We start from the raw sequence: 16,625 nt of genomic DNA, 5'->3' as shown, positions 1-16,625 counted from the left end.
TGTGATTCAGCAGCGTCGTTTTCCCCGCTCCGAGGAAGCCGCTGAGAATGGTGACGGGAACGTTAGCGGTGGAGGGTTCAGTGGTCATTGGGTCCGAAAAACAGAAGTGATCTTTGGGATCAAAGGTTGTGAAACGACGTTCTTGTGTTCAGGTGAGCAACTCACTCAGCAGTTGCTGCGACACAACATCTCGAGACGTGGCAGTCAGCCAAAGCCCCTCCCCGAAGCGTTGGAAGGCCCTCCCGCAATTCGAAATTCGATGTGATCCGTGGCGGGGGCGTAGAGGGTGTAGTGCCTCCCCCCTCCAATGCCGATCACGCTTCGCTTGGGCACAGCCTGTTCGCTCTGCTGTTCACCGGCATGGTCTTTGACGTGGGATTGGATGGATCCACCGGAAAGCTCCAGTCGGAATTGACGCTGACAGCGCGCCGTAAACAGCCGGTTCACATCCAGCCGTGTCAGTCGATCCAGCAGTACCAGGGCTGAAGTGTCTCCCGTCAGCCGGTCGCCGACGTCGGCGGAGCTGCCATGAATCAAAGCGCAGTCGAGTTCGATGAAGCCGAACTGCAGCGATGCCAGCCAGTTGAGATGGTCAGCGTCCACCGAAGCGAGAAGTTCTCCGACCGCCGCCTCGCCCTGCTCGGCTCTGAGGCCTTCAGCCTTGCGTTCGCCGCGGTAACCGCACTCCGCCAGAAGCTGCTCTTCCCACCAGCCATAGATGCAGTCGGGCTGAAGATCAGCGCGCTTTGGCTGCCTCAGCCGCTCGAGCAGTGCATTGCACTTGCGTTGTGATCCGATCAGATCACCGAGAACAAAGAGATTGGCAACACCCCGCTGTTGCTTCAACTCCTTCTGAATCTGTTCGTACAGATCCAGGTCTCCTTGGAGACCACTCACTAGGGCCCAGCGTTCCATCAGCGCTCACAGACATGGCTGGCGTCTTCAGCCCGCTCGGCGTACTCGAAGCCTTGGCTGAGCCTCCAGGCAAACACCTCCGGTAAGCCCGCATCAACGATCGCTCGACAGGTTTTGGCGACGTCGTAGTCGACCTCTCGAATTGTCACCTCTCCGGTGTTGTCGTTGTGGATCACATAGGTGGCCTTGGTCCTGCCATGACGCGGTTCCCCCACTGAACCAGCGTTAACGATCCGCCGCATCGGCAGTTCCAGCTCCTGCTCTGTTGGTGCGCCTTGATCGCGTTGTTGCACCTTCACCCGAATCGATCCCTGGCGTAGTTCGCGCACATAGGGCTGATGAGTGTGGCCGCAGAACAAGGTTTCCGCTCCTGCTGTTTCCACCCGTTCAAGGGCCGCAAAAGCGTTCATGTCAGGCAACAGATATTCGTGCTGACTGTTCGGACTGCCATGCACAAACAACATCTTGTCGCGCCGCAGTGTCATCGGAAGTTCAGCCAGAAAGGCCTTGTTCTCCTCCGTCAGCAGATCGGCTGTCCAGTGATGGGCGCGATGACCTCGTCGTTCCGCCAGCTGGGAGGGATAGCTGCATTCACAGGCATTCAGACCGTCAATGATGTCCTCATCCCAGCAGCCCTGGCAGGTGGGAATCTCGCGCTGACGCACCAGTTCCACCACTTCATTGGGCTGGGGTCCGTAGCCCACAAGATCGCCAAGGCAGGTGATGGTTTGGATGCCCTGGGAGTCAATGTCGTCGAGCACGGCCTCCACGGCGGCAAGGTTGGCGTGCAAACAGGAGATGACGGCGTGGTTCATGTCAATCAGCCTTGCGAGGTGGGTTGTTGTTGCTGGAGCTGTTGTTGCTGCATGGCGAGCACGTCATCCGCGAGCAAGCAGTCGCTGATGGTGGCTTGAATGCCTTCAGGGTTGAGTGCCTTGCCCTGAACAACGAGCTCTGAGGTTCGACTGGGGCGACCCTGCGGCGGTGCCGTGGCGTCCAGGGGAAGGAACTGGGATGACTCCTGGCTCACCATCCAATTGCAAAAAAATGCCCGCCCGTCAGGAAGATTCATCAGGCCTTTGGCGCGGTACACATCGCCGTAGGCACCGTTCACGAGTTCAAACCAAAAGCTGCTCAGGCTGTTGGGATCCCAGACACAACCCGAAAGAGAGGTGTGCCAGGACTCGAGCTTGCTGAACTCCAGGGTGTCCTTTGCAGGCAATTCAGGGTCTCGCCCGAAGTGCAGGAGTGGGTCGGGGTGCAGCTGCAAGGCCTCCAGCTTGGAGCGAACGTCGTCTCCGAGCCCTTCAACTCCTTCCTTGCTGGGGGGATGGAACTGCTGCACTTCGATCAGGGTCAGTCCATCGTTGTCCTGCTCCAGGTCCGTCGAGTTCGCTGTTGCCGGTTCCTCAAGCCTGGGCACCTGGTCCTTGAGCCAGGTCAGGTCGATTCCGCTGTCTTCTCCCTGTTCAAGCCCCGCTGCCTTCTCTCCCTCCAGCCGCAGGTAAGCGCAGGGGCCTTGATGCTGCTGGAGCCTTTGGAGCGCCCAGGTTGTTTTCCCGCACCCCGGAGGGCCTGAAATCAGGCACACCTGCCCCATCGCAACCTCCCCTAAATCCGAGAATCATTCTCATTATGAGCCGCCGTCGCTGGCCTGCCCCGTTCTCCCTGTGCCTTTGGTCGCTTGGTATCGCTTGCTATGGCGCTCCCTGCTTCTCTCGCTAGGGTCATCAGAACCCGGTTTTGATCTATGCAGGCCTTGGAGTTCCTCGCCCTTGTGCTGGTGAACTTGGCTCTGACGGTTTATCTGGTTGAAAAAGGGACCAAGTTCTGGAAGGAGAAGCGCCGCCTCAAGCGCCTCGTCAACCAGCACCCTGAAATGAAGGGGGTTCATCCAGATGAGGACGGCCTCTTTGTGTTTGAGAGCGATGATTCGCTCAAGGTTCTCGTGCTGGAGAACGATCAGCCCGGTTCTGATGAGCCCTTCTACGTCACAGAAGAGGATCTGGAAGAGGACTGAATCGATTGGTGCAGGAATGGAACGATGAGTTCATCACCCAGGCTCAGCATGAGCTCAAGGGAATGGTGGCTGACTGGAAATATGACTACGGCGTGAGTGATCGCGATTGCTCGGCCATGTTGCTTTGGATGCTGATCAAGCTCAATCCCGACGCCAAGATCGATGCTGGCCTTCTTCATCGCTGATGCGCCCGTTCGCTAGGTGCAATCACCGATGCCGTTTGGTTCCTGGAGATACAGAATGAACAGGTAACCCCCAGCTCAGAACAGGGGGAAACTGCGTCGAACAGGGGAGGGATTAGGGAACCCTTCCTTTTTTATGCTTTCCTTTGCAGTGTTTGTCCCTGCGCTACATCTGGCGTAAAGCCATAAAAAAGCCCGCCGAAGAGGCGGGCCGGGTGATGGGGTCTCTCAATATAACGAGCAATGCCGCCATATGCAGCGTTGATGTGTAATCAACGGGCTTTGCATAAGTAATCGTGCTCCCCCTAGATCTGGGGCTGGATGAGTATTATCGAGCCAACGCATCAAGATCTGGTGCTAGGAGCCGGGTGATGGGGATTGCTCCGGCTTGATGATTCGCTCCATGGCTGGGGCGATTTTTTTTTGTCATCGATGTGAGCGGTGGTTGTGTTCCACTTCAGGCACGTTTCGGCTGAGGTAGAGGGCGTTGCTGAGCCCCATCACAACGGTGCATCCGGCTGGTCCGCAGACCCGATATAGGTGATTGCCGATCGATTCCACGGTTCCATTGCCTTGAACGGAGTAGGGCAGACGCAGGGTTTCGGCCATGGGATCACGTTTGAAACTGCAGCCGTCCTACGGATCCATGATTGGACCGGGCTGCGACAACCGATACCGGTTTGGCTTTCTTTGTGTCTCTCAGCATTCCTTAAGAATTGAGCTCTTTAGTTCTTGATGGTTCAGGTGCCTGGGAAATGGCTGGCCTTGAGCCGATCGAGGTGATCGCGCACTTCCAGATCGGGCATGCGCATCACCCGTTGCATCAGGTTCTCCCGATGGGCATAAAGCCCTTTGCATCCCTTCAGCGGTTCGATCAGCAGATCGAGCAATTGAGCTTTGGCTGTTGTGTTGGTCATGGTTTTCGGTGCTCCTCGCCTCGTGTTCCATCAGCATCGGCAAAACCTGAGGGCCACACATCACCCACTTGAGGGGGTGTGGAGTGGTAATCCAAAACGATGTCTCCCTCATCTGAGGGGAAGTCGTCTGATGACTCCCTTTAACGTGACCTGTCTTCTGGGGTTCCGATGAGGGTTCTGCAATCCGTTCTGGCGTTGCTGCTGGTGCTGGTGCTCGGTTGTGCAACAACCTCAACGGTGTCTGCGGCAACGCTTGAGGAAGCGGCCAGTGGTGATCTGATTGCCACGCTGGAAAAGGCGCGGGATGTTCGTGAGCAGGCCGATATCAAGATCCGGGAAAACCTCAAATTGATGGCGTCGAGTTGTCTGTATATGAGTGATTCGTTGAAGGAGTTGATGGCTCTTGAGAATCAGTTTGAAGACCGCCAGATCGAAGATTTCACCGTGGGAATGGCAGACGCGGTTGAGCTGGAGTTGCTCGATGAGGAGTCACGCAAGATCAAAGCCCTCTATCGCAGATCCCACTGTGATGATCCGATCATCCTGCGGGAGCAACTGCGGCAGGCCGATCAAAAGCGCAAGGCCTGAACCAGAGCAGACCCCCGGTCCCTGTGACGGAGGGGCCGGGGGTCTGTGTCTGAACGATGGTGTTCAGGGTTGGTGTGGCCGTCCCGTTCCGTTGAACAGGCGGCCTAACTCGCTCGTTTGTGCATGACGCAATCCATCAGATGTGGCTGAAGGAAGGTCGAAGCGTCTGGCTTATGGCGCCTGGGGCCATGTTCCAAGGGGTCGGGTGATGGGAGCTCCTTAGGGCACCTGACACGGTGCAGATGGAGTGCCGATCGGCCTGGCCTTTCGCACAAGGCCTGTCGAAGGGCGCACCCAACAAGAGGTGTGAAAACTGTTGGAGCAGGGGCCAGAAAGTCAGCTTGCTTCTGAGGTCTGCTCGGTTGGACCGTCGTCTCGCATGGACGCCTCCGATCTCGATGCACACAGTCTTGGGGCTGGGCCAGGCCCTGGCAATCAGCACGAACACGCATTGCCTTTCAGGCCAGAACCGGCTGAAAGTGGGGCTGGCGTGGCTGCAATCTGATTAGCCTGAACCACCGAGCGTGGTTTATGACCATTCCCTTCGGCACGCCTGAGCCTTCGGACGGTCTGCTGAACAAGTCGGTGTCGTCCACCCGACTGCGCGCCTGGCTGAACACCCGTCTCCGCAAGCTCGCGGTGGGGCAGCGGATTCAGGATGCGCGGGCTTTGCGCAGCGAATTCCTGGTGGAGTGATCGTTCAGCGATCAACCAAGCTCGAGGCAGGCCAGGCCGTAAATGTTGCGGTCGTGCCCCCTGGGGATCACGCCCTTGTACATCCGCACCGTTGACGTCATCGGTTTGAAGCCCCTGGCGCTGAGGATGGTTTTGGCGCTCGGGTTGTGGCCGGGAGTGTCGATCAGGACGACACCGTTGTGGTGGTCCAGGGCGTTGTTCAGCAACAGCACGGCCATGCCGGGGTCTTCGGCGAGCCAGGGGCCCACCCGCCAGCCCTCGCCGATCGGCAGCAGGCAAGGCCGAATGCGCACGTAGCCATGGCATTCGCCCTCGGCATCCCTCGCCGCGAACACATCTCCGGCTCTGTGGCGGAGCCATAACTCAAGGAAGTGGGGCCTTGGGCTGATCTCATGGCGTTCGTCGTAGCGCTGAATCGCCTCCAGCGACACCTCGTGCAAGGGCACGACGGCAACGTCGCTGCGCTGGCTGGGGCTTGCGTCCAGTGATGCCTCGCTGCGGAACAGCATCTGCCGGCGGGTGGTGATGCAGTCCTTCTGAAATCCAGCTCGTTCGTAGAAGCCCACCATCTGCACAGCGGCCTCCAGGCCGATGCACTGAACGCCGCTGAGGGTTTTTAAGGCGTGTTGCCAGAGCCGGCGGCCGATCCCCTGGCCCCGATGCTCCGGCTTCACCACGAACAGCCCGATGAAGGCGTAGTCGGGGTTGTAGGTGACCGCCGCGATGCAGCCCACCGGTGCGTTGTCTTGCCAAGCGAGCCAGATCCCCTGGCGATCGGTGTTGGCGTAGATCTCGATATCGCCGATTCCTGGGGCGAAATCCTGCTCACGGGCCAGGGCCGTGACCACGTCGAGGTCGGCGGGGGTGAAGGGGCTGATCTCCAGCATCGAGCTCGGCCCATCCCGACCCTGCTGAACTCCGTCTTACCGCCTTTGACGGTTGATCTCCATCCCTGGATCAGCTCATCCTCTGCTGGTGCATGACTGTTCATGCTGAACAGTTGCTCTCTAGGGTGCACGTCATGACTGCTATGCCTGCGGGCTCTTGATCCCCATGACTGCTTCGAAGGTGTTCGATTTCCTCGGCCGGGTGCTGATGGCGGCCGTGTTTGTGAATGCCCTGCCGGCCAAGTTCACCAACTTCGCTGAAACCGCAGGCTTCATCGCCTCCAAGGGAATCCCCGAACCCCTGCCTTCTGTGTTGTTGGTGGCGGCGATCGTGGTGCTGATCGCCGGATCGATCCTGCTGGTGTTCGGCAGCAACACGGTGCTAGGGGCCTCACTGCTGCTGCTGTTCCTGGTGCCTACCACGCTGATCTTCCACACCTTCCCGGTGGACAGCGGCTTTGCGATGAACCTTGCCCTGATCGGGGCGTTGATCCTGGCCATCACCCGTGCCTGGGGCAATGGTGTGCCCAGCTTCACGCACCTGCGCTCCAAGGGTTGATCGCCGGTTGGCTGGATCAGGGCAAGGCCAAGGCCGTTCCTTCGCGACGCGGATCAGCGGCCCCCTGCCAGCCACCACCGATTTTTTGAATCAGAGCGGTGCCACTGCCGATGCTCTGACGCCGGGAGTTTGCTTCGCTTTTGAGCTGCTGCAGCGGAAACGGCCAGGGCAGCGGCGGATCGCTCTCCAGCACCAGCGTTGTGCCTCGGCGGGAGAGATGGGGAAGGCCCACCGCCCGCGCCGGCGGTTCGTTCCAGATCAGGGATGCCAGCAGCACCCGGCTGAGCAGATGGGGAATGCTGCGGCCGCCGGGGCTGCCGAGGGCCAGCACCGGCTCGCCCTTGCGGAACACCAGCGTCGGCGCCATCGACGACATTGGCCGCCGTCCAGGCAGCCGGCGGTTGGCGATCGGTTTGCCTCCAAGGCTGGGCTTGAAGGCGAAATCGGTGAGCTGATTGTTCATCACCATGCCTCCTATCAGGTGCCGACTCCCGAAGATCGTCTCCACCGATGAGGTGTAGGAGGCGATGTTGCCTCTGGCATCAACGATGGTGATCTGGCTGGTGCCCTGTTCGATGCCCCGATCTGGCCGGCCGTAGGGATAGTGATCGATGCCTGCCGGCAACCCCGGTGTTGGCCTTGAGCTTTTTGCGCCCTGCATGGCTCTGGCCCGGCTGGCGATGTAGGCCGGATCCAGCAGGGCTGCGCTGGGAACCGCTCCATCGATGGGGTCATGCACCCAGTAGAGGCGGTCGGCATCGGCCCAGGCCTGGGCTCGGGCCAGCTGCCGCCACACCTGCGGCTTAGCTGCGCTGGAGCTGGCCAGGTTGGTGGTCTGGTTCAGCAACGCCAGGGTTTGCAGCAGCGCCAAGCCACCACTGCTGGGGGCCGGCACCGTGCAGATCCGATGCTGCAGCTGTTGGCTGCAGAGGGGGGTGCGGCGGACCACGGCATAGCTGCTCAGATCGGTGGAGCTCCAGCCGTGGAAGTTCGGCTCGCTGGCCCGCAGGGCATTCACCCCGTCCAGGAGCTGCTGCGCCATAGGCCCTTGATAAAAGGCTGGTCCCCCTTCCCTGGCCAGCAGTTTCAGGGTGCGTGCCAGGGCTGGGTTACGGAAGGGTTGATCTGCTGCTGGTGGCTGGCCGCCGGGCAGGTAGAGCGCTTGAAACGCAGGGCTGTGGGCCACGCCGAAGCGCTGGGCCAGGCGAACGGAGCGCAACAGCCGCGGGCTCGGCAGGAAGCCATCGCTGGCCAGGCGGATCGCCGGTTCCAGGGTTTGACTCCAGGGCAGCTGGCCGTGGTTTTGATGGCCCTCCCAGAGCAGGGCCACGGTGCCGGGAATGCCGATGGCGTTGGCTTGGCTGGTGGCCTGTCGCCAAGGGAGGGGATCCCCCGCGGCATCAAGCAGATCGCCGGGTCTGCTGCGTTCGGGGGCCACTTCACGGCCATCCAGCACTGAAAGCTGGCGTTGTTTGGCCTCCCAGTGCAGAAGAAAACCGCCACCTGCCAGGCCGGAGCTCTGGGGTTCCACCACCGCCAGCACCGCCTGGGCTGTAACCACAGCATCGATGGCACTGCCGCCGTTCTTCAACGCAGCCAGCGCTGCCGTGCTGGCGAGGGGATTGGCGGTGACCACCACGGCGGATCCGCGGGCGGTGGAGATGCCTCTGCTGCTGGTGTCGCTGGATTCCGGATCGTCGCGACTGATCGGTGCTGCCGCTGCGGGGAGGCTGCTCCAAAGGCTCAGCGCCAGCAGCAACGCTCTGAGCTTGGAGAGCACGGTGTTCGATCGGCTGGTTTTAGTCTTATGGCTGGTGAGGTGAACTGCTGGTCTTTGCTGGCCTTCTGATCCAAAAAAGAGCCGGCCCCTCAGCCCGCTCCTGCTTGACGCATTGAAGGCACCACAGCCTTCAGTCCAAGAGTGGATCAGTGGAGGGCCGTTCGAGGTGCGATTGGAGCGTTTCTCAGAGAACTCTCAGGAAGCCAAATAGGCATTACTGCTTAATAAGAATCATTCCCGCATGGCTGATGATCAAGCTGGCGCGAGCACCATTGCAAACGCTTCTGGAGGGAAAAAGGAGCAGGTTCCCTCACCTGCTCTTCTCCTTTCGGCTGTTAGCGAGAAGCGGCCTTTCAATAGGAGGGGATGTATCCGCAGGCCCACCTACGGGATACATCACTCACCTGATGGGAACTTACCCAAAAAAAGGTTCCCGAAGAGCCCACTCCTCGGGAACGACTCGTGCATGCGGGAAGAACTTAATGCTGCGCAATCTCGCTTAACAATGGGCATTTGTGCTCAGTGCGAGATGGCTGGGTCTCGTCTTGATTGCCCTGGCTCTGAGTCGCTTGGCGCGCCCCAGGTATCCAATAAAAAAACCCCTGCCTGCTGCAGGGGCTCATAACCGTTTTGTTGTGGCTGATGGGCTCAGAGGCCGAGGAATTTGGCGGGAATTCCATCCAGGCTGTTGTTGCCCATCATCTGGAAGATGACGTTGATCAGCATTCCTCCGATGTGGAAAGCTCCCACCAGAGCCAGGCCTCTCCAGAGTTTTTCGGCTGCTGCTGGGGGCTGATTGTTGGCCCAGGTGCCGGATCCGTTGGTCATCGGTTGATCGCAACTTCCATAACGTTGGCGAAAGAGGCCGCAGGGGGCCAGCACTCGTCACCGAGATTCATCAGCGCACCGGCGGTGGACAGCGTCGCCAGCCTGTTTTGAGCATCGTGTCCCAGGCTTCGATGGCGTTGTGCCGCAGCATCCGCCGCCGATTCTGGGGTACCGGCGGACTGGGCGGGGTCCAGCTGTAGGTGCGCACAGCCACCCACTGGGCATGAGCGGTAGATGCGTCTGGCTTGAACTGCACCACCTTCTGCTGCTCTGCGCTCACCAGCCAGCCTTCTCCGCTTGGCTGTTCTGGTGGTTCGTGGGTGGCGCGGTAACGGGGCAAGGGGTGGTGCGACGGCAAACAGAAGACAGCTCTGCAAAGCATCTGCTGCCGAGGCGTTGCCCCGACAGCACGATGGCGAATTCGCTGCTTGAACGGTGGGCCAAATCGAGCAGGTCGCTGTTCAGGCCATAAGGACGCTGGCGAATCCGACGGGATATTGATGGATGCGTTGTTGTTGTGCTCGAGGAAAAGAAGCTTGTCTCAGTCAAAACGAGGCTTGAGAGAAGCTTCTGGTGGCCTTGGCTTGCGACCACAGTCCTGCCAAGGCAGGGAACCTTTGCATGGGTCGATGCATCGATCGAGGCCTTGGGGAAAGATGTTGAACAATTTTTTGTTTCTCCAAGAAAAAACATGAAGTTTTTTTGTTGCTTGATAAGCAAGGATTCGAAGTTCAACGCATTGGTTCAAAAAGTTATTGGGGCTTCATTCTTTTCTCGCATACATTCTGGCAAATCCAGAAAATGATGCCCTGCCGTCAAGTTGAAGATTTTTCCCAGAAAATTGCCTCAGACTTTGCTGCAGCCTGCAGGACTGATGAGGAGAGTGAGGATTGTTTTGGGACTGCTTACAACTACGGTCGCGACCATGTGACCCGCCTGACGCATGAGATCATTCGACTTCAGCGGGAGAGTGGTTTATCACGAAAGGAAATCGTTGAATCGATCAAAGATCTTGCCAGTCATATGAACGCACTCTCCTATGTGTTTCTTGTGGCGGCCGATGTCGCCGAAAAAGCCCTGGATCATGATTGATCCTGAGGACGCGGCCGCACACAATGACTTCAAAGAAGATGCTACTTGTTATGCCCCGCGGGGCGATTTTCTGATTGGTCTTGCTCAGGAAGCGCTTTCCTTTACTAGGAGACGGAAGCTGGAGAAGGAGATCGCTGTGATCAAATCAGCGCTGAAGTGCCATGACGACAAAACCACAACCCGTCACGCCGAGCAACTCAAAACGCGGCTTGACGAACTCGAGAATGAACTCAAGAGCAATCCATAGGCATGATTGCAAAAACTCGAGGGATTCTTTCCGCCAGCTTGTTCAGACCCTGCTGTATCCAAGCTTGGTTTCAAAGATCTTTAGTGGAAGTCCAAACGACTCCATCAGCTGCCGGCAGTCATCGCCCACCGTTCCGTACACCTCAACGCTAAAGCCATCGCCAAGCTCCGCGTGCTTCTGCAGATACTCCTGAACGGGAGGGTTGGAGACATGGGCGCTGAATGCCGCGTCGTTGGCGTAGACCTCAGACCACACGAATGCTTGGGGATCGTCCGGGTCCTGATCAAAGGTGTGGTGAATCATGCCTGGCTCAGAAGTTCGAACGGCTTCGTCGGTGTCGCGGGCGAGCTTCAGGTACTGGTCAACACAACCGGGTTTGACGTGGATTCGCGCCAGCAACATGAATGGTGTGGATTTGTCGAAGCTGGCCATTGGATCTCAGGCGGTGCCCAAGTGTTCCATGGATTCAGGCTGAAAAACCCCTGGAGGCGCACTCTCCAGGGGAACCCTGCATGTGTTTAAGTCATGAGGCGATGAAGCTGATCAGGCGGCCAGAGGCTGTTGTTTCAGCGACAAGCGACCGCCAGCCATCGAGTTGTGAACCAGGTCTTCGGCATAGCGGCGGCCTGCTTGTTGCGCTTCTCGAACGCTTTTAAAATTGCCGACAAAGTCGTATTCCTTTCCATCAACCGTTGCCGCAACCGCATAGAGCTTGTCAGCAACTTTGCTCACAGACCAGCGCAAAAAGCAGGCCGGGGAGTTCTTCTGACTGTGCATACTGTCCTCCATGAAATAACGGGACGACTTAAGCACTTGATTGCTTGTTTGATTTCAAAGCTTTAAATATCGCAAATAGGTAATTATATTTCTTTCATGATTTGCTCATCAAGTACACATTGAATCGATTGGTGTGGAGGGGCGTGGCCGAGGTTTTTGAGCAGCTCCCTCTGCCGCGATGGCTGACCTTCAACCAAGCTGCGACTTAACGATGTGGAGCCACGAAACCGCGAGGAGAAGCGAGTCCTCCCCGAGCGATGCGGTATCCGCATAAACACGTTCGTCACGTCACACTGATATGTGCCTGATGCACTGAATGTCTACAGCTTTAAGACACAGAGAGGTTCCCCCATTGATCGCTCTCAACGGGGAAACTCGTCTGCCAGCCCCAGGGTCGCTCTCCCCGTGCTGCTCAGCACCACATCTGGTATGCGGGCGACTGAGGGCTCAATGATGCGGCCATTCAGCAGGCTTGTCTGGAAATTTCTGAAGATGTGCTGATCCGCCAAAAATTTCGGTAGATCCCGGCGATGGTTTCGACTGATACGGACTGCCTAAAAGCTCGATTGGCCTCGGGAGAACGGCTGGATTCGTTAGACAAACGGACCCAGCAGTTGCCGCTGACATGGGTCCGCGTCCCGGGCTAGGTGCATGAGACCAGGACGCGATACAGATAAGCCATAGGAGCCAGTTGATTCAGCGAAATCCGCTACTCAAATTGCTCCACATGTCATGCGGGCGCTTTGCGGAAATTGGTTGAATACGGGAACCGGTAGCCAAGCTCCATTTCCTCCAGCTGCTCCTCGGCGAGGTAGAGGCTGCGCGTGAAGAAGCACGCGTTCTCGCTGTCGCACACCAGAAATTTGCCGGTCTCGATTTTTTGGATGGATGAACCTCGCGGGGTCTGCACGATCAAATCTGCTTGAGCCATGGAGCCTGCTGGCAAATCTCCCCTGTCATGGCTTTCATCGTTTTCGTTTGGTCGTTACAACGCTCACACTTCGACAATGTCGTTCCCTCAGGTTTGTTGGTAACAACAGATACTCGGGTTAAGCGATAAAAAGAATCTTTCGCGCCAGCCCAAAAATGGGCTATTCACGGTCTCGTTTGATAACGATGCAATGAAGTGGCTGCTCTCGAAGCTCGGTTTACTCAAGCAGCACAAAATGACCCAGGATCTGCAGGACGACCTCTCGTTTTTTAAGACCTCGCTTCAGGCCAATGTCATTGCATGTCAATGGCTTCTGAGGAAGCAAACTCAGCTCTTGCTGAGGCAAAGCAAGGGGTCAGTATTAATGATCAGAATCAGGGACGCATCTGGTGATGGCACGGTTGCAAGCAAGTTGGTGGAGCTCAGCCTCAAGGCAACGCAAGTACAGATAGAAGCCCCATCTGCGAGCGGCCAGATGCTTCTTGAGCTTGGTTATCGCACGGTTGGTGGTGACTTCATCACGCTTGAGTATTCCTTCGTTGATCTAGGCCCCAAAACAATTCTGCAGCCAGAGTTGACCAATTGGTTCAGCAATGAATCGGACAATATTCATCAAGACATGTACGACTTGGCGACCAAAGGCAGAACCCTTGGTGGATCTGAAGTCATGCCCCTCGGCCGGTGACCTTGGTTGCAGCAGCGTGGGTGCTGATCCAGGCCTGCGGATGGCGAGGAGATCGATATGGCTCTGCTCCAACCGTTTGATCAGCGCCACAACATTGCGGTACGTCATTTGTGCCGTCTCAACGCCTCATTGGCGTTCCTTGGTTTGTTTCACCTAAGCCATGGTGGAACCGGAAGGTGCAGCCGAAGGCTCCTTCTTTCCAATGGTTGTTCCGTTGACCATTGGGCGCTGGTCACTGCACTGACTCCCTTCTGGCGATGCAGGGAGTCAGACCAGCGTTGTCTGTAGGGCTCTCCCTTGAAATTTGTTCTGGTTCACTGGGATTCCCGGGCGGGGCAGAACCCACCAGCTTGAACTGAGCACACAAAACAACACCCTCTGTAATCGCAGCAAAGAGTTGTGACTGATACATCTTGACCAGATTTGGGCCAAGCCATGGGCGACCTGAGCAGAGAGCATGAACAAGCCATCGCTCGGTCAACGATGTATCTGGTCGCGGCACTCCTCAGCATCCTGATGATCTTCATTACAGGGCTGTTTCTTTCTGCGGAACTCGACCAGCAAGCCCTGCAAAAAGCCGAGACAGCACAGCAGATCGCGCTTCAACAGGAGACTGCTCCCCAAGCCCAGCATCCATGGACTCCGTGGAGAAGGCACGCTGATCAGGAAACCTAGGGATGCAGCGGTAACAACCAATTTTCACCGCCTGGTTTCGCTGGAGCTTCGAGGGTGGCGCGATTTCTGCTCAGGGACGGGAACAAGGTTGGTGCTGAAGTCTCACCAGAAGGTCTTGAGGTCTTCGCCTACGAAGACCAGAAGGGGCAACTGATCCATGCGTTGGCCACGGTGAAAGCTGAAAGGGAGTTCCTCAGGCAAGTCCCCTCGAAGTTGCTTCACTTGGTTGTCCGCATGGAGCAGGCCCTAGCCAAGGCCGTTGGACGGAACTGAGGCGAGCCGCAGTTCTTCCCCAGGCGAAACCATCGGTCAGGTGACCGCTCGAAGTTGGTTCCGCCGCCCCTGAGTGGTTCGGGCCGTCCCGGGGCCCTTCAGTCGTAGCCCTGTCGAACCAGGCTGAAACGTGCCAACTGTTACACGCTGGTCGTGTAAGCCGTACGCATAAATACTTAGTCGCTCTGTTAGGACTGGGACACGTCATGAGAGGCGGAGGTTCCGGCATCGAACACCGGGACTTTTTCTTGGGCATCACCCACGGTTCGTCCGAAAAGCTTTGAACATGGACCAGGGCGTAGGGATACCGCCCCACCGCCTTCTGATGAGCGATCAGGCATAGGGACAAGCCACAGGCTGTCCATAGGTTGCTTCCCTGTTTTCCACCTTCTAGTCACGATGATGTTGTGAGGAAAACATCTCATGGGATGGAAACAAGGTCGCATCCCTGAGATTGTTTTGGGGCCTCTGCCTTTGGCGGAGGTCTTTTTTATGGCTGCCCAGTTGTGAGAAGAGCGGTTTTTCTTGTTGTCGAGCTTCAGGTATCAGCAACTACTGCGGCCAGTGTCAGCCCTGCCATCATTGATTAACTGCACTAAATAAGTGACACTTGAAGAGCAATACATCACTCTAATGGATGCGGCTGGAAGGGTTATAGATCAATGGTGTCGGGAAAAATTTATTCAGGAAGCAGATAATGTTTTGATGCACATCAATGCTCAAGTCTTGAAGAACCGTCAAGAGTTCAACGCTACGTCTGCTTAAGTCGGCAGTTGGTCAATGAGTGAGATTTTCCCGTCGAAAGACGGGGTTTTCAGCCTCTTGTGCAGATGAACTGGTCTATTGACCCGCCAGGGCTTGGAAGATCAGAGCCGCAAAAAGCGACCAAAGCATGGTGCTTGCGAAGCGGTGCTCCAAGGCCAACCGATGGGACGTGCTCCTCATCAGTAGGTTCCGCGGAATACCGTTGCGATGACTGAAGCAAGCGAGCAGGTAAACAACGCAAGCAATGCGAACTCCATGGAGGTTGTGTTGTGGCCTGCTCCTGTCATGCCTCGGCTTGAAGCAGAGCTGTCGTAGCGGTCGGCACCACAGTGCATAGATAAGCGCTATTGCCCACAGCGGCGAGGCAACCTCGTCTTTTTCTTGGCTTGCTGACCACACCCTTCGTTTTGTCGTGATGGCGACGACCTTTCGCTGAACCTCACGTCATCATTCGAGTGCTTCTTCGGTGAAGGGGCGATGCGTCGAACGCGGGGGTGCTTAGGGAACACCCCCTTTTTTTGGCAGTTCGTAAACGATGCCCACGGCACCGCAGGCTGATTGAAGAGGGTGGTGTTGCTGGAACGCCAGCACCTTCGACGCATTCGTCCCCTTGTTGATGGGCGGCATTCCCTGCCGCCTTTTTTTTGCCTCTGGTCGACCGAACCATGGCCGGTGTCCACGACCTGCTCCGACGGTTCTCCCACTTCCTTTCACCAGGCATCTCGAAGAAAGTGAGGTTGTCGTCAAACGAGGGACACGGGCCTCTGGAGGTGAGATCTCCAGGGGCCTTTTTGTGTTCCTTTCGGCTCTTGGTGGGGAATCTCCCGCCCAGGACTACAGCCCAATCGATGAGGGCTAGTTCAGTCGGATATGTTCAATTAATTGCACGAACTATTGGCTATGCAGCGATATCTTGATCGATATAGTCCAGAAAATTAATCACTCTTCTTTCCTTCTTCTCTTGCAAAGCTTCCTTGGCAAGAGTCAGCAGCTGATTCTCTCGGGCTTTGATGGCGGTTCTCCACCGTTTGGGTTTGGGATTGGTCACACGGCAAGGCCCTGAGAGTGGAGAAGTCTTGAGAGGCACAAGCCTTTTCAAGCCGCACGACGCTAGGGGTCACAAACGAAAACCGCCAAGATGCTTGATGGTTGTTGATACAGGTTCGTTCAGATACCGTTTATTTGTATCAAGCTGAACTCGCAGTTTGGCTGCATCAACAAGAGAAATCGCTTCAAGCCTGAAACCATTTCTCGAAACCCCAGTGGGGAACCGCATGGGAACAGTGCTTACGGCAAAGCACTGCAGTGATTTGGTGCCCAGTTGAAACCGTGAGCGGTTTGAGCCACAACTGGTTTGTCGCAGCAACTCAGATGGCTTCCAGCACTGAGCAACGCAACACAGAAACCACGAGCTCCACTCGCATTGCAGCTGGGCTCATCCTCGGGTTGGCTTGTTTCGCTGCGGTGCTCACCGGTGGAATCTTTGTTGGGCAGTCCATCGGTGAGGCCTTGAGCACACTGCAGGCCATCACCCCAGTGCAGGTGGACCGCTTCGCTGAGGTGTTGGAGCCGATCAGGCTTCAACGTCAGCCTTGTCATCGGCGTTGTGATGGGCCTCAACTGAGGTGGCTTCAGCTGTCTTGCTGCGGGGGTAGTCACCAGCGTTGGCGGCGCCAATAAAAACAACCACTGCCATGATCGCGACGATCACTGAGCCACCTACAAAAGCGAGGTTCGGACCTTTCACGCCAGGTGTGTGCCGAAGATCTGATGACCCTAGTGCTGGATTCAGATCTGCGGGGCGATGT

The 16,625-nt window shown here is 57.1% G+C and carries 27 protein-coding genes; 10 read left to right on the top strand and 17 right to left on the bottom strand.

Annotated elements, in window-relative coordinates:
• From DXY02_RS10915 to DXY02_RS10900, 4 genes are all read right to left on the bottom strand, one after another.
• Nucleotides 1-88: GTP-binding protein (locus DXY02_RS10915; protein ID WP_137024526.1), on the bottom strand; the 88-nt coding region annotated here is incomplete at its 3' end.
• A gap of 116 nt (nucleotides 89-204) precedes the next feature.
• The gene (locus DXY02_RS10910) at nucleotides 205-915 is read right to left on the bottom strand and encodes a phosphoesterase (protein ID WP_114989360.1); all 711 of its coding nucleotides are present in this window, start codon (nucleotides 913-915) and stop codon (nucleotides 205-207) included.
• Nucleotides 915-1,730: a metallophosphoesterase gene (locus tag DXY02_RS10905; protein ID WP_114989359.1), complete on the bottom strand. Its 816-nt coding sequence runs from the start codon at nucleotides 1,728-1,730 to the stop codon at nucleotides 915-917. Before DXY02_RS10905 ends, DXY02_RS10910 begins: the two co-directional genes overlap by 1 nt.
• A 5-nt stretch (nucleotides 1,731-1,735) precedes the next feature.
• On the bottom strand, nucleotides 1,736-2,515 hold the full coding sequence (locus DXY02_RS10900; RefSeq protein ID WP_114989358.1) for a GTP-binding protein: 780 nt from the start codon (nucleotides 2,513-2,515) through the stop codon (nucleotides 1,736-1,738).
• Between the two features lie 150 nt (nucleotides 2,516-2,665).
• Between DXY02_RS10900 and DXY02_RS10895 the strand changes: the two genes are divergently transcribed.
• Both DXY02_RS10895 and DXY02_RS10890 read left to right on the top strand, forming a co-directional pair.
• Nucleotides 2,666-2,935, top strand: coding sequence for a hypothetical protein (locus DXY02_RS10895; RefSeq protein ID WP_114989357.1), 270 nt, complete (start codon nucleotides 2,666-2,668; stop codon nucleotides 2,933-2,935).
• 8 nt (nucleotides 2,936-2,943) lie between these two features.
• Nucleotides 2,944-3,120 carry a hypothetical protein gene (locus DXY02_RS10890; protein WP_244276293.1) on the top strand — a complete coding sequence of 59 codons (177 nt, stop codon included), beginning with the start codon at nucleotides 2,944-2,946 and terminating at the stop codon, nucleotides 3,118-3,120.
• A gap of 423 nt (nucleotides 3,121-3,543) precedes the next feature.
• Here DXY02_RS10890 and DXY02_RS10885 read toward each other — a convergent pair whose 3' ends face one another.
• Both DXY02_RS10885 and DXY02_RS12745 read right to left on the bottom strand, forming a co-directional pair.
• Nucleotides 3,544-3,726 (bottom strand): hypothetical protein, encoded by a 183-nt coding sequence (locus DXY02_RS10885; RefSeq protein ID WP_114989355.1) that lies wholly within the window; start codon nucleotides 3,724-3,726, stop codon nucleotides 3,544-3,546.
• Between the two features lie 131 nt (nucleotides 3,727-3,857).
• Complete coding sequence (locus DXY02_RS12745; RefSeq protein WP_170951570.1) at nucleotides 3,858-4,034, bottom strand: hypothetical protein; 177 nt, start codon at nucleotides 4,032-4,034, stop codon at nucleotides 3,858-3,860.
• A gap of 168 nt (nucleotides 4,035-4,202) precedes the next feature.
• On the opposite strand from DXY02_RS12745, the gene DXY02_RS10880 reads away from it, so the two are divergent.
• Both DXY02_RS10880 and DXY02_RS12740 read left to right on the top strand, forming a co-directional pair.
• Nucleotides 4,203-4,622 carry a hypothetical protein gene (locus tag DXY02_RS10880; protein WP_114989354.1) on the top strand — a complete coding sequence of 140 codons (420 nt, stop codon included), beginning with the start codon at nucleotides 4,203-4,205 and terminating at the stop codon, nucleotides 4,620-4,622.
• Nucleotides 4,623-5,153: 531 nt separating this feature from the next.
• Nucleotides 5,154-5,318 (top strand): hypothetical protein, encoded by a 165-nt coding sequence (locus tag DXY02_RS12740; protein ID WP_170950627.1) that lies wholly within the window; start codon nucleotides 5,154-5,156, stop codon nucleotides 5,316-5,318.
• An 11-nt stretch (nucleotides 5,319-5,329) separates the two neighbouring features.
• Here the strand turns inward: DXY02_RS12740 and DXY02_RS10875 are convergent, their stop codons facing one another.
• On the bottom strand, nucleotides 5,330-6,205 hold the full coding sequence (locus DXY02_RS10875) for a GNAT family N-acetyltransferase (RefSeq protein ID WP_114989353.1): 876 nt from the start codon (nucleotides 6,203-6,205) through the stop codon (nucleotides 5,330-5,332).
• A gap of 166 nt (nucleotides 6,206-6,371) precedes the next feature.
• Between DXY02_RS10875 and DXY02_RS10870 the strand changes: the two genes are divergently transcribed.
• The gene (locus tag DXY02_RS10870; RefSeq protein ID WP_114989352.1) at nucleotides 6,372-6,764 is read left to right on the top strand and encodes a DoxX family protein; all 393 of its coding nucleotides are present in this window, start codon (nucleotides 6,372-6,374) and stop codon (nucleotides 6,762-6,764) included.
• A 16-nt stretch (nucleotides 6,765-6,780) separates the two neighbouring features.
• Here DXY02_RS10870 and DXY02_RS10865 read toward each other — a convergent pair whose 3' ends face one another.
• The 4 genes from DXY02_RS10865 to DXY02_RS12735 form a co-directional block, all read right to left on the bottom strand.
• Nucleotides 6,781-8,544, bottom strand: coding sequence for a gamma-glutamyltransferase family protein (locus DXY02_RS10865; RefSeq protein WP_114989351.1), 1,764 nt, complete (start codon nucleotides 8,542-8,544; stop codon nucleotides 6,781-6,783).
• Nucleotides 8,545-9,192: 648 nt separating this feature from the next.
• On the bottom strand, nucleotides 9,193-9,372 hold the full coding sequence (locus tag DXY02_RS10860; protein ID WP_115009204.1) for a hypothetical protein: 180 nt from the start codon (nucleotides 9,370-9,372) through the stop codon (nucleotides 9,193-9,195).
• Nucleotides 9,373-9,442: 70 nt separating this feature from the next.
• Nucleotides 9,443-9,730 (bottom strand): DUF1651 domain-containing protein, encoded by a 288-nt coding sequence (locus DXY02_RS10855; protein WP_114989349.1) that lies wholly within the window; start codon nucleotides 9,728-9,730, stop codon nucleotides 9,443-9,445.
• Nucleotides 9,649-10,092, bottom strand: a complete 444-nt coding sequence (locus DXY02_RS12735) for a hypothetical protein (RefSeq protein ID WP_170951554.1) — start codon at nucleotides 10,090-10,092, stop codon at nucleotides 9,649-9,651. Before DXY02_RS12735 ends, DXY02_RS10855 begins: the two co-directional genes overlap by 82 nt.
• Between DXY02_RS12735 and DXY02_RS10850 the strand changes: the two genes are divergently transcribed.
• Entirely contained in the window at nucleotides 10,078-10,464 is a 387-nt protein-coding gene (locus DXY02_RS10850) for a hypothetical protein (RefSeq protein WP_244276291.1), read from the top strand. The two genes, DXY02_RS12735 and DXY02_RS10850, sit on opposite strands and share 15 nt — an antisense overlap.
• Entirely contained in the window at nucleotides 10,457-10,711 is a 255-nt protein-coding gene (locus DXY02_RS10845) for a hypothetical protein (RefSeq protein WP_114989348.1), read from the top strand. The genes DXY02_RS10850 and DXY02_RS10845 overlap by 8 nt, the downstream gene beginning before the upstream one ends.
• Nucleotides 10,712-10,753: 42 nt before the next feature.
• On the opposite strand, the gene DXY02_RS10840 is transcribed toward DXY02_RS10845, so the two are convergent.
• The 3 genes from DXY02_RS10840 to DXY02_RS10830 all read right to left on the bottom strand — a co-directional run bounded on the left by DXY02_RS10840 (nucleotide 10,754) and on the right by DXY02_RS10830 (nucleotide 12,419).
• Nucleotides 10,754-11,143, bottom strand: a complete 390-nt coding sequence (locus DXY02_RS10840) for a putative quinol monooxygenase (protein WP_114989347.1) — start codon at nucleotides 11,141-11,143, stop codon at nucleotides 10,754-10,756.
• 111 nt (nucleotides 11,144-11,254) lie between these two features.
• Nucleotides 11,255-11,524 carry a hypothetical protein gene (locus DXY02_RS10835; protein ID WP_244276289.1) on the bottom strand — a complete coding sequence of 90 codons (270 nt, stop codon included), beginning with the start codon at nucleotides 11,522-11,524 and terminating at the stop codon, nucleotides 11,255-11,257.
• 694 nt (nucleotides 11,525-12,218) lie between these two features.
• Nucleotides 12,219-12,419, bottom strand: coding sequence for a hypothetical protein (locus DXY02_RS10830; RefSeq protein WP_114989346.1), 201 nt, complete (start codon nucleotides 12,417-12,419; stop codon nucleotides 12,219-12,221).
• A 190-nt stretch (nucleotides 12,420-12,609) separates the two neighbouring features.
• On the opposite strand from DXY02_RS10830, the gene DXY02_RS10825 reads away from it, so the two are divergent.
• The 3 genes from DXY02_RS10825 (at nucleotide 12,610) to DXY02_RS10815 (ending at nucleotide 14,052) form a co-directional block, all read left to right on the top strand.
• Nucleotides 12,610-13,104 (top strand): hypothetical protein, encoded by a 495-nt coding sequence (locus tag DXY02_RS10825; protein WP_114989345.1) that lies wholly within the window; start codon nucleotides 12,610-12,612, stop codon nucleotides 13,102-13,104.
• Nucleotides 13,105-13,539: 435 nt separating this feature from the next.
• Nucleotides 13,540-13,779, top strand: coding sequence for a hypothetical protein (locus DXY02_RS10820; protein ID WP_114989344.1), 240 nt, complete (start codon nucleotides 13,540-13,542; stop codon nucleotides 13,777-13,779).
• A gap of 54 nt (nucleotides 13,780-13,833) precedes the next feature.
• Nucleotides 13,834-14,052, top strand: coding sequence for a hypothetical protein (locus DXY02_RS10815; RefSeq protein WP_114989343.1), 219 nt, complete (start codon nucleotides 13,834-13,836; stop codon nucleotides 14,050-14,052).
• A gap of 1,882 nt (nucleotides 14,053-15,934) precedes the next feature.
• Here the strand turns inward: DXY02_RS10815 and DXY02_RS12860 are convergent.
• Genes DXY02_RS12860 through DXY02_RS13125 form a run of 3 tightly spaced genes read right to left on the bottom strand, consistent with a single transcriptional unit; the run spans nucleotide 15,935 to nucleotide 16,513 of the window.
• Nucleotides 15,935-16,093, bottom strand: a complete 159-nt coding sequence (locus DXY02_RS12860) for a hypothetical protein (RefSeq protein WP_206749643.1) — start codon at nucleotides 16,091-16,093, stop codon at nucleotides 15,935-15,937.
• 11 nt (nucleotides 16,094-16,104) lie between these two features.
• Nucleotides 16,105-16,401 (bottom strand): hypothetical protein, encoded by a 297-nt coding sequence (locus DXY02_RS12855; protein WP_114989342.1) that lies wholly within the window; start codon nucleotides 16,399-16,401, stop codon nucleotides 16,105-16,107.
• Entirely contained in the window at nucleotides 16,391-16,513 is a 123-nt protein-coding gene (locus tag DXY02_RS13125) for a hypothetical protein (protein ID WP_256377322.1), read from the bottom strand. The genes DXY02_RS12855 and DXY02_RS13125 overlap by 11 nt, the downstream gene beginning before the upstream one ends.
• Nucleotides 16,514-16,625 lie beyond the last annotated feature (112 nt).

It is taken from the genome of Synechococcus sp. N19, assembly GCF_900474045.1.
In the GTDB taxonomy this organism is placed as follows: Bacteria; Cyanobacteriota; Cyanobacteriia; order PCC-6307; family Cyanobiaceae; genus Parasynechococcus.
This window is presented reverse-complemented; position numbering and strand designations above follow the sequence as displayed.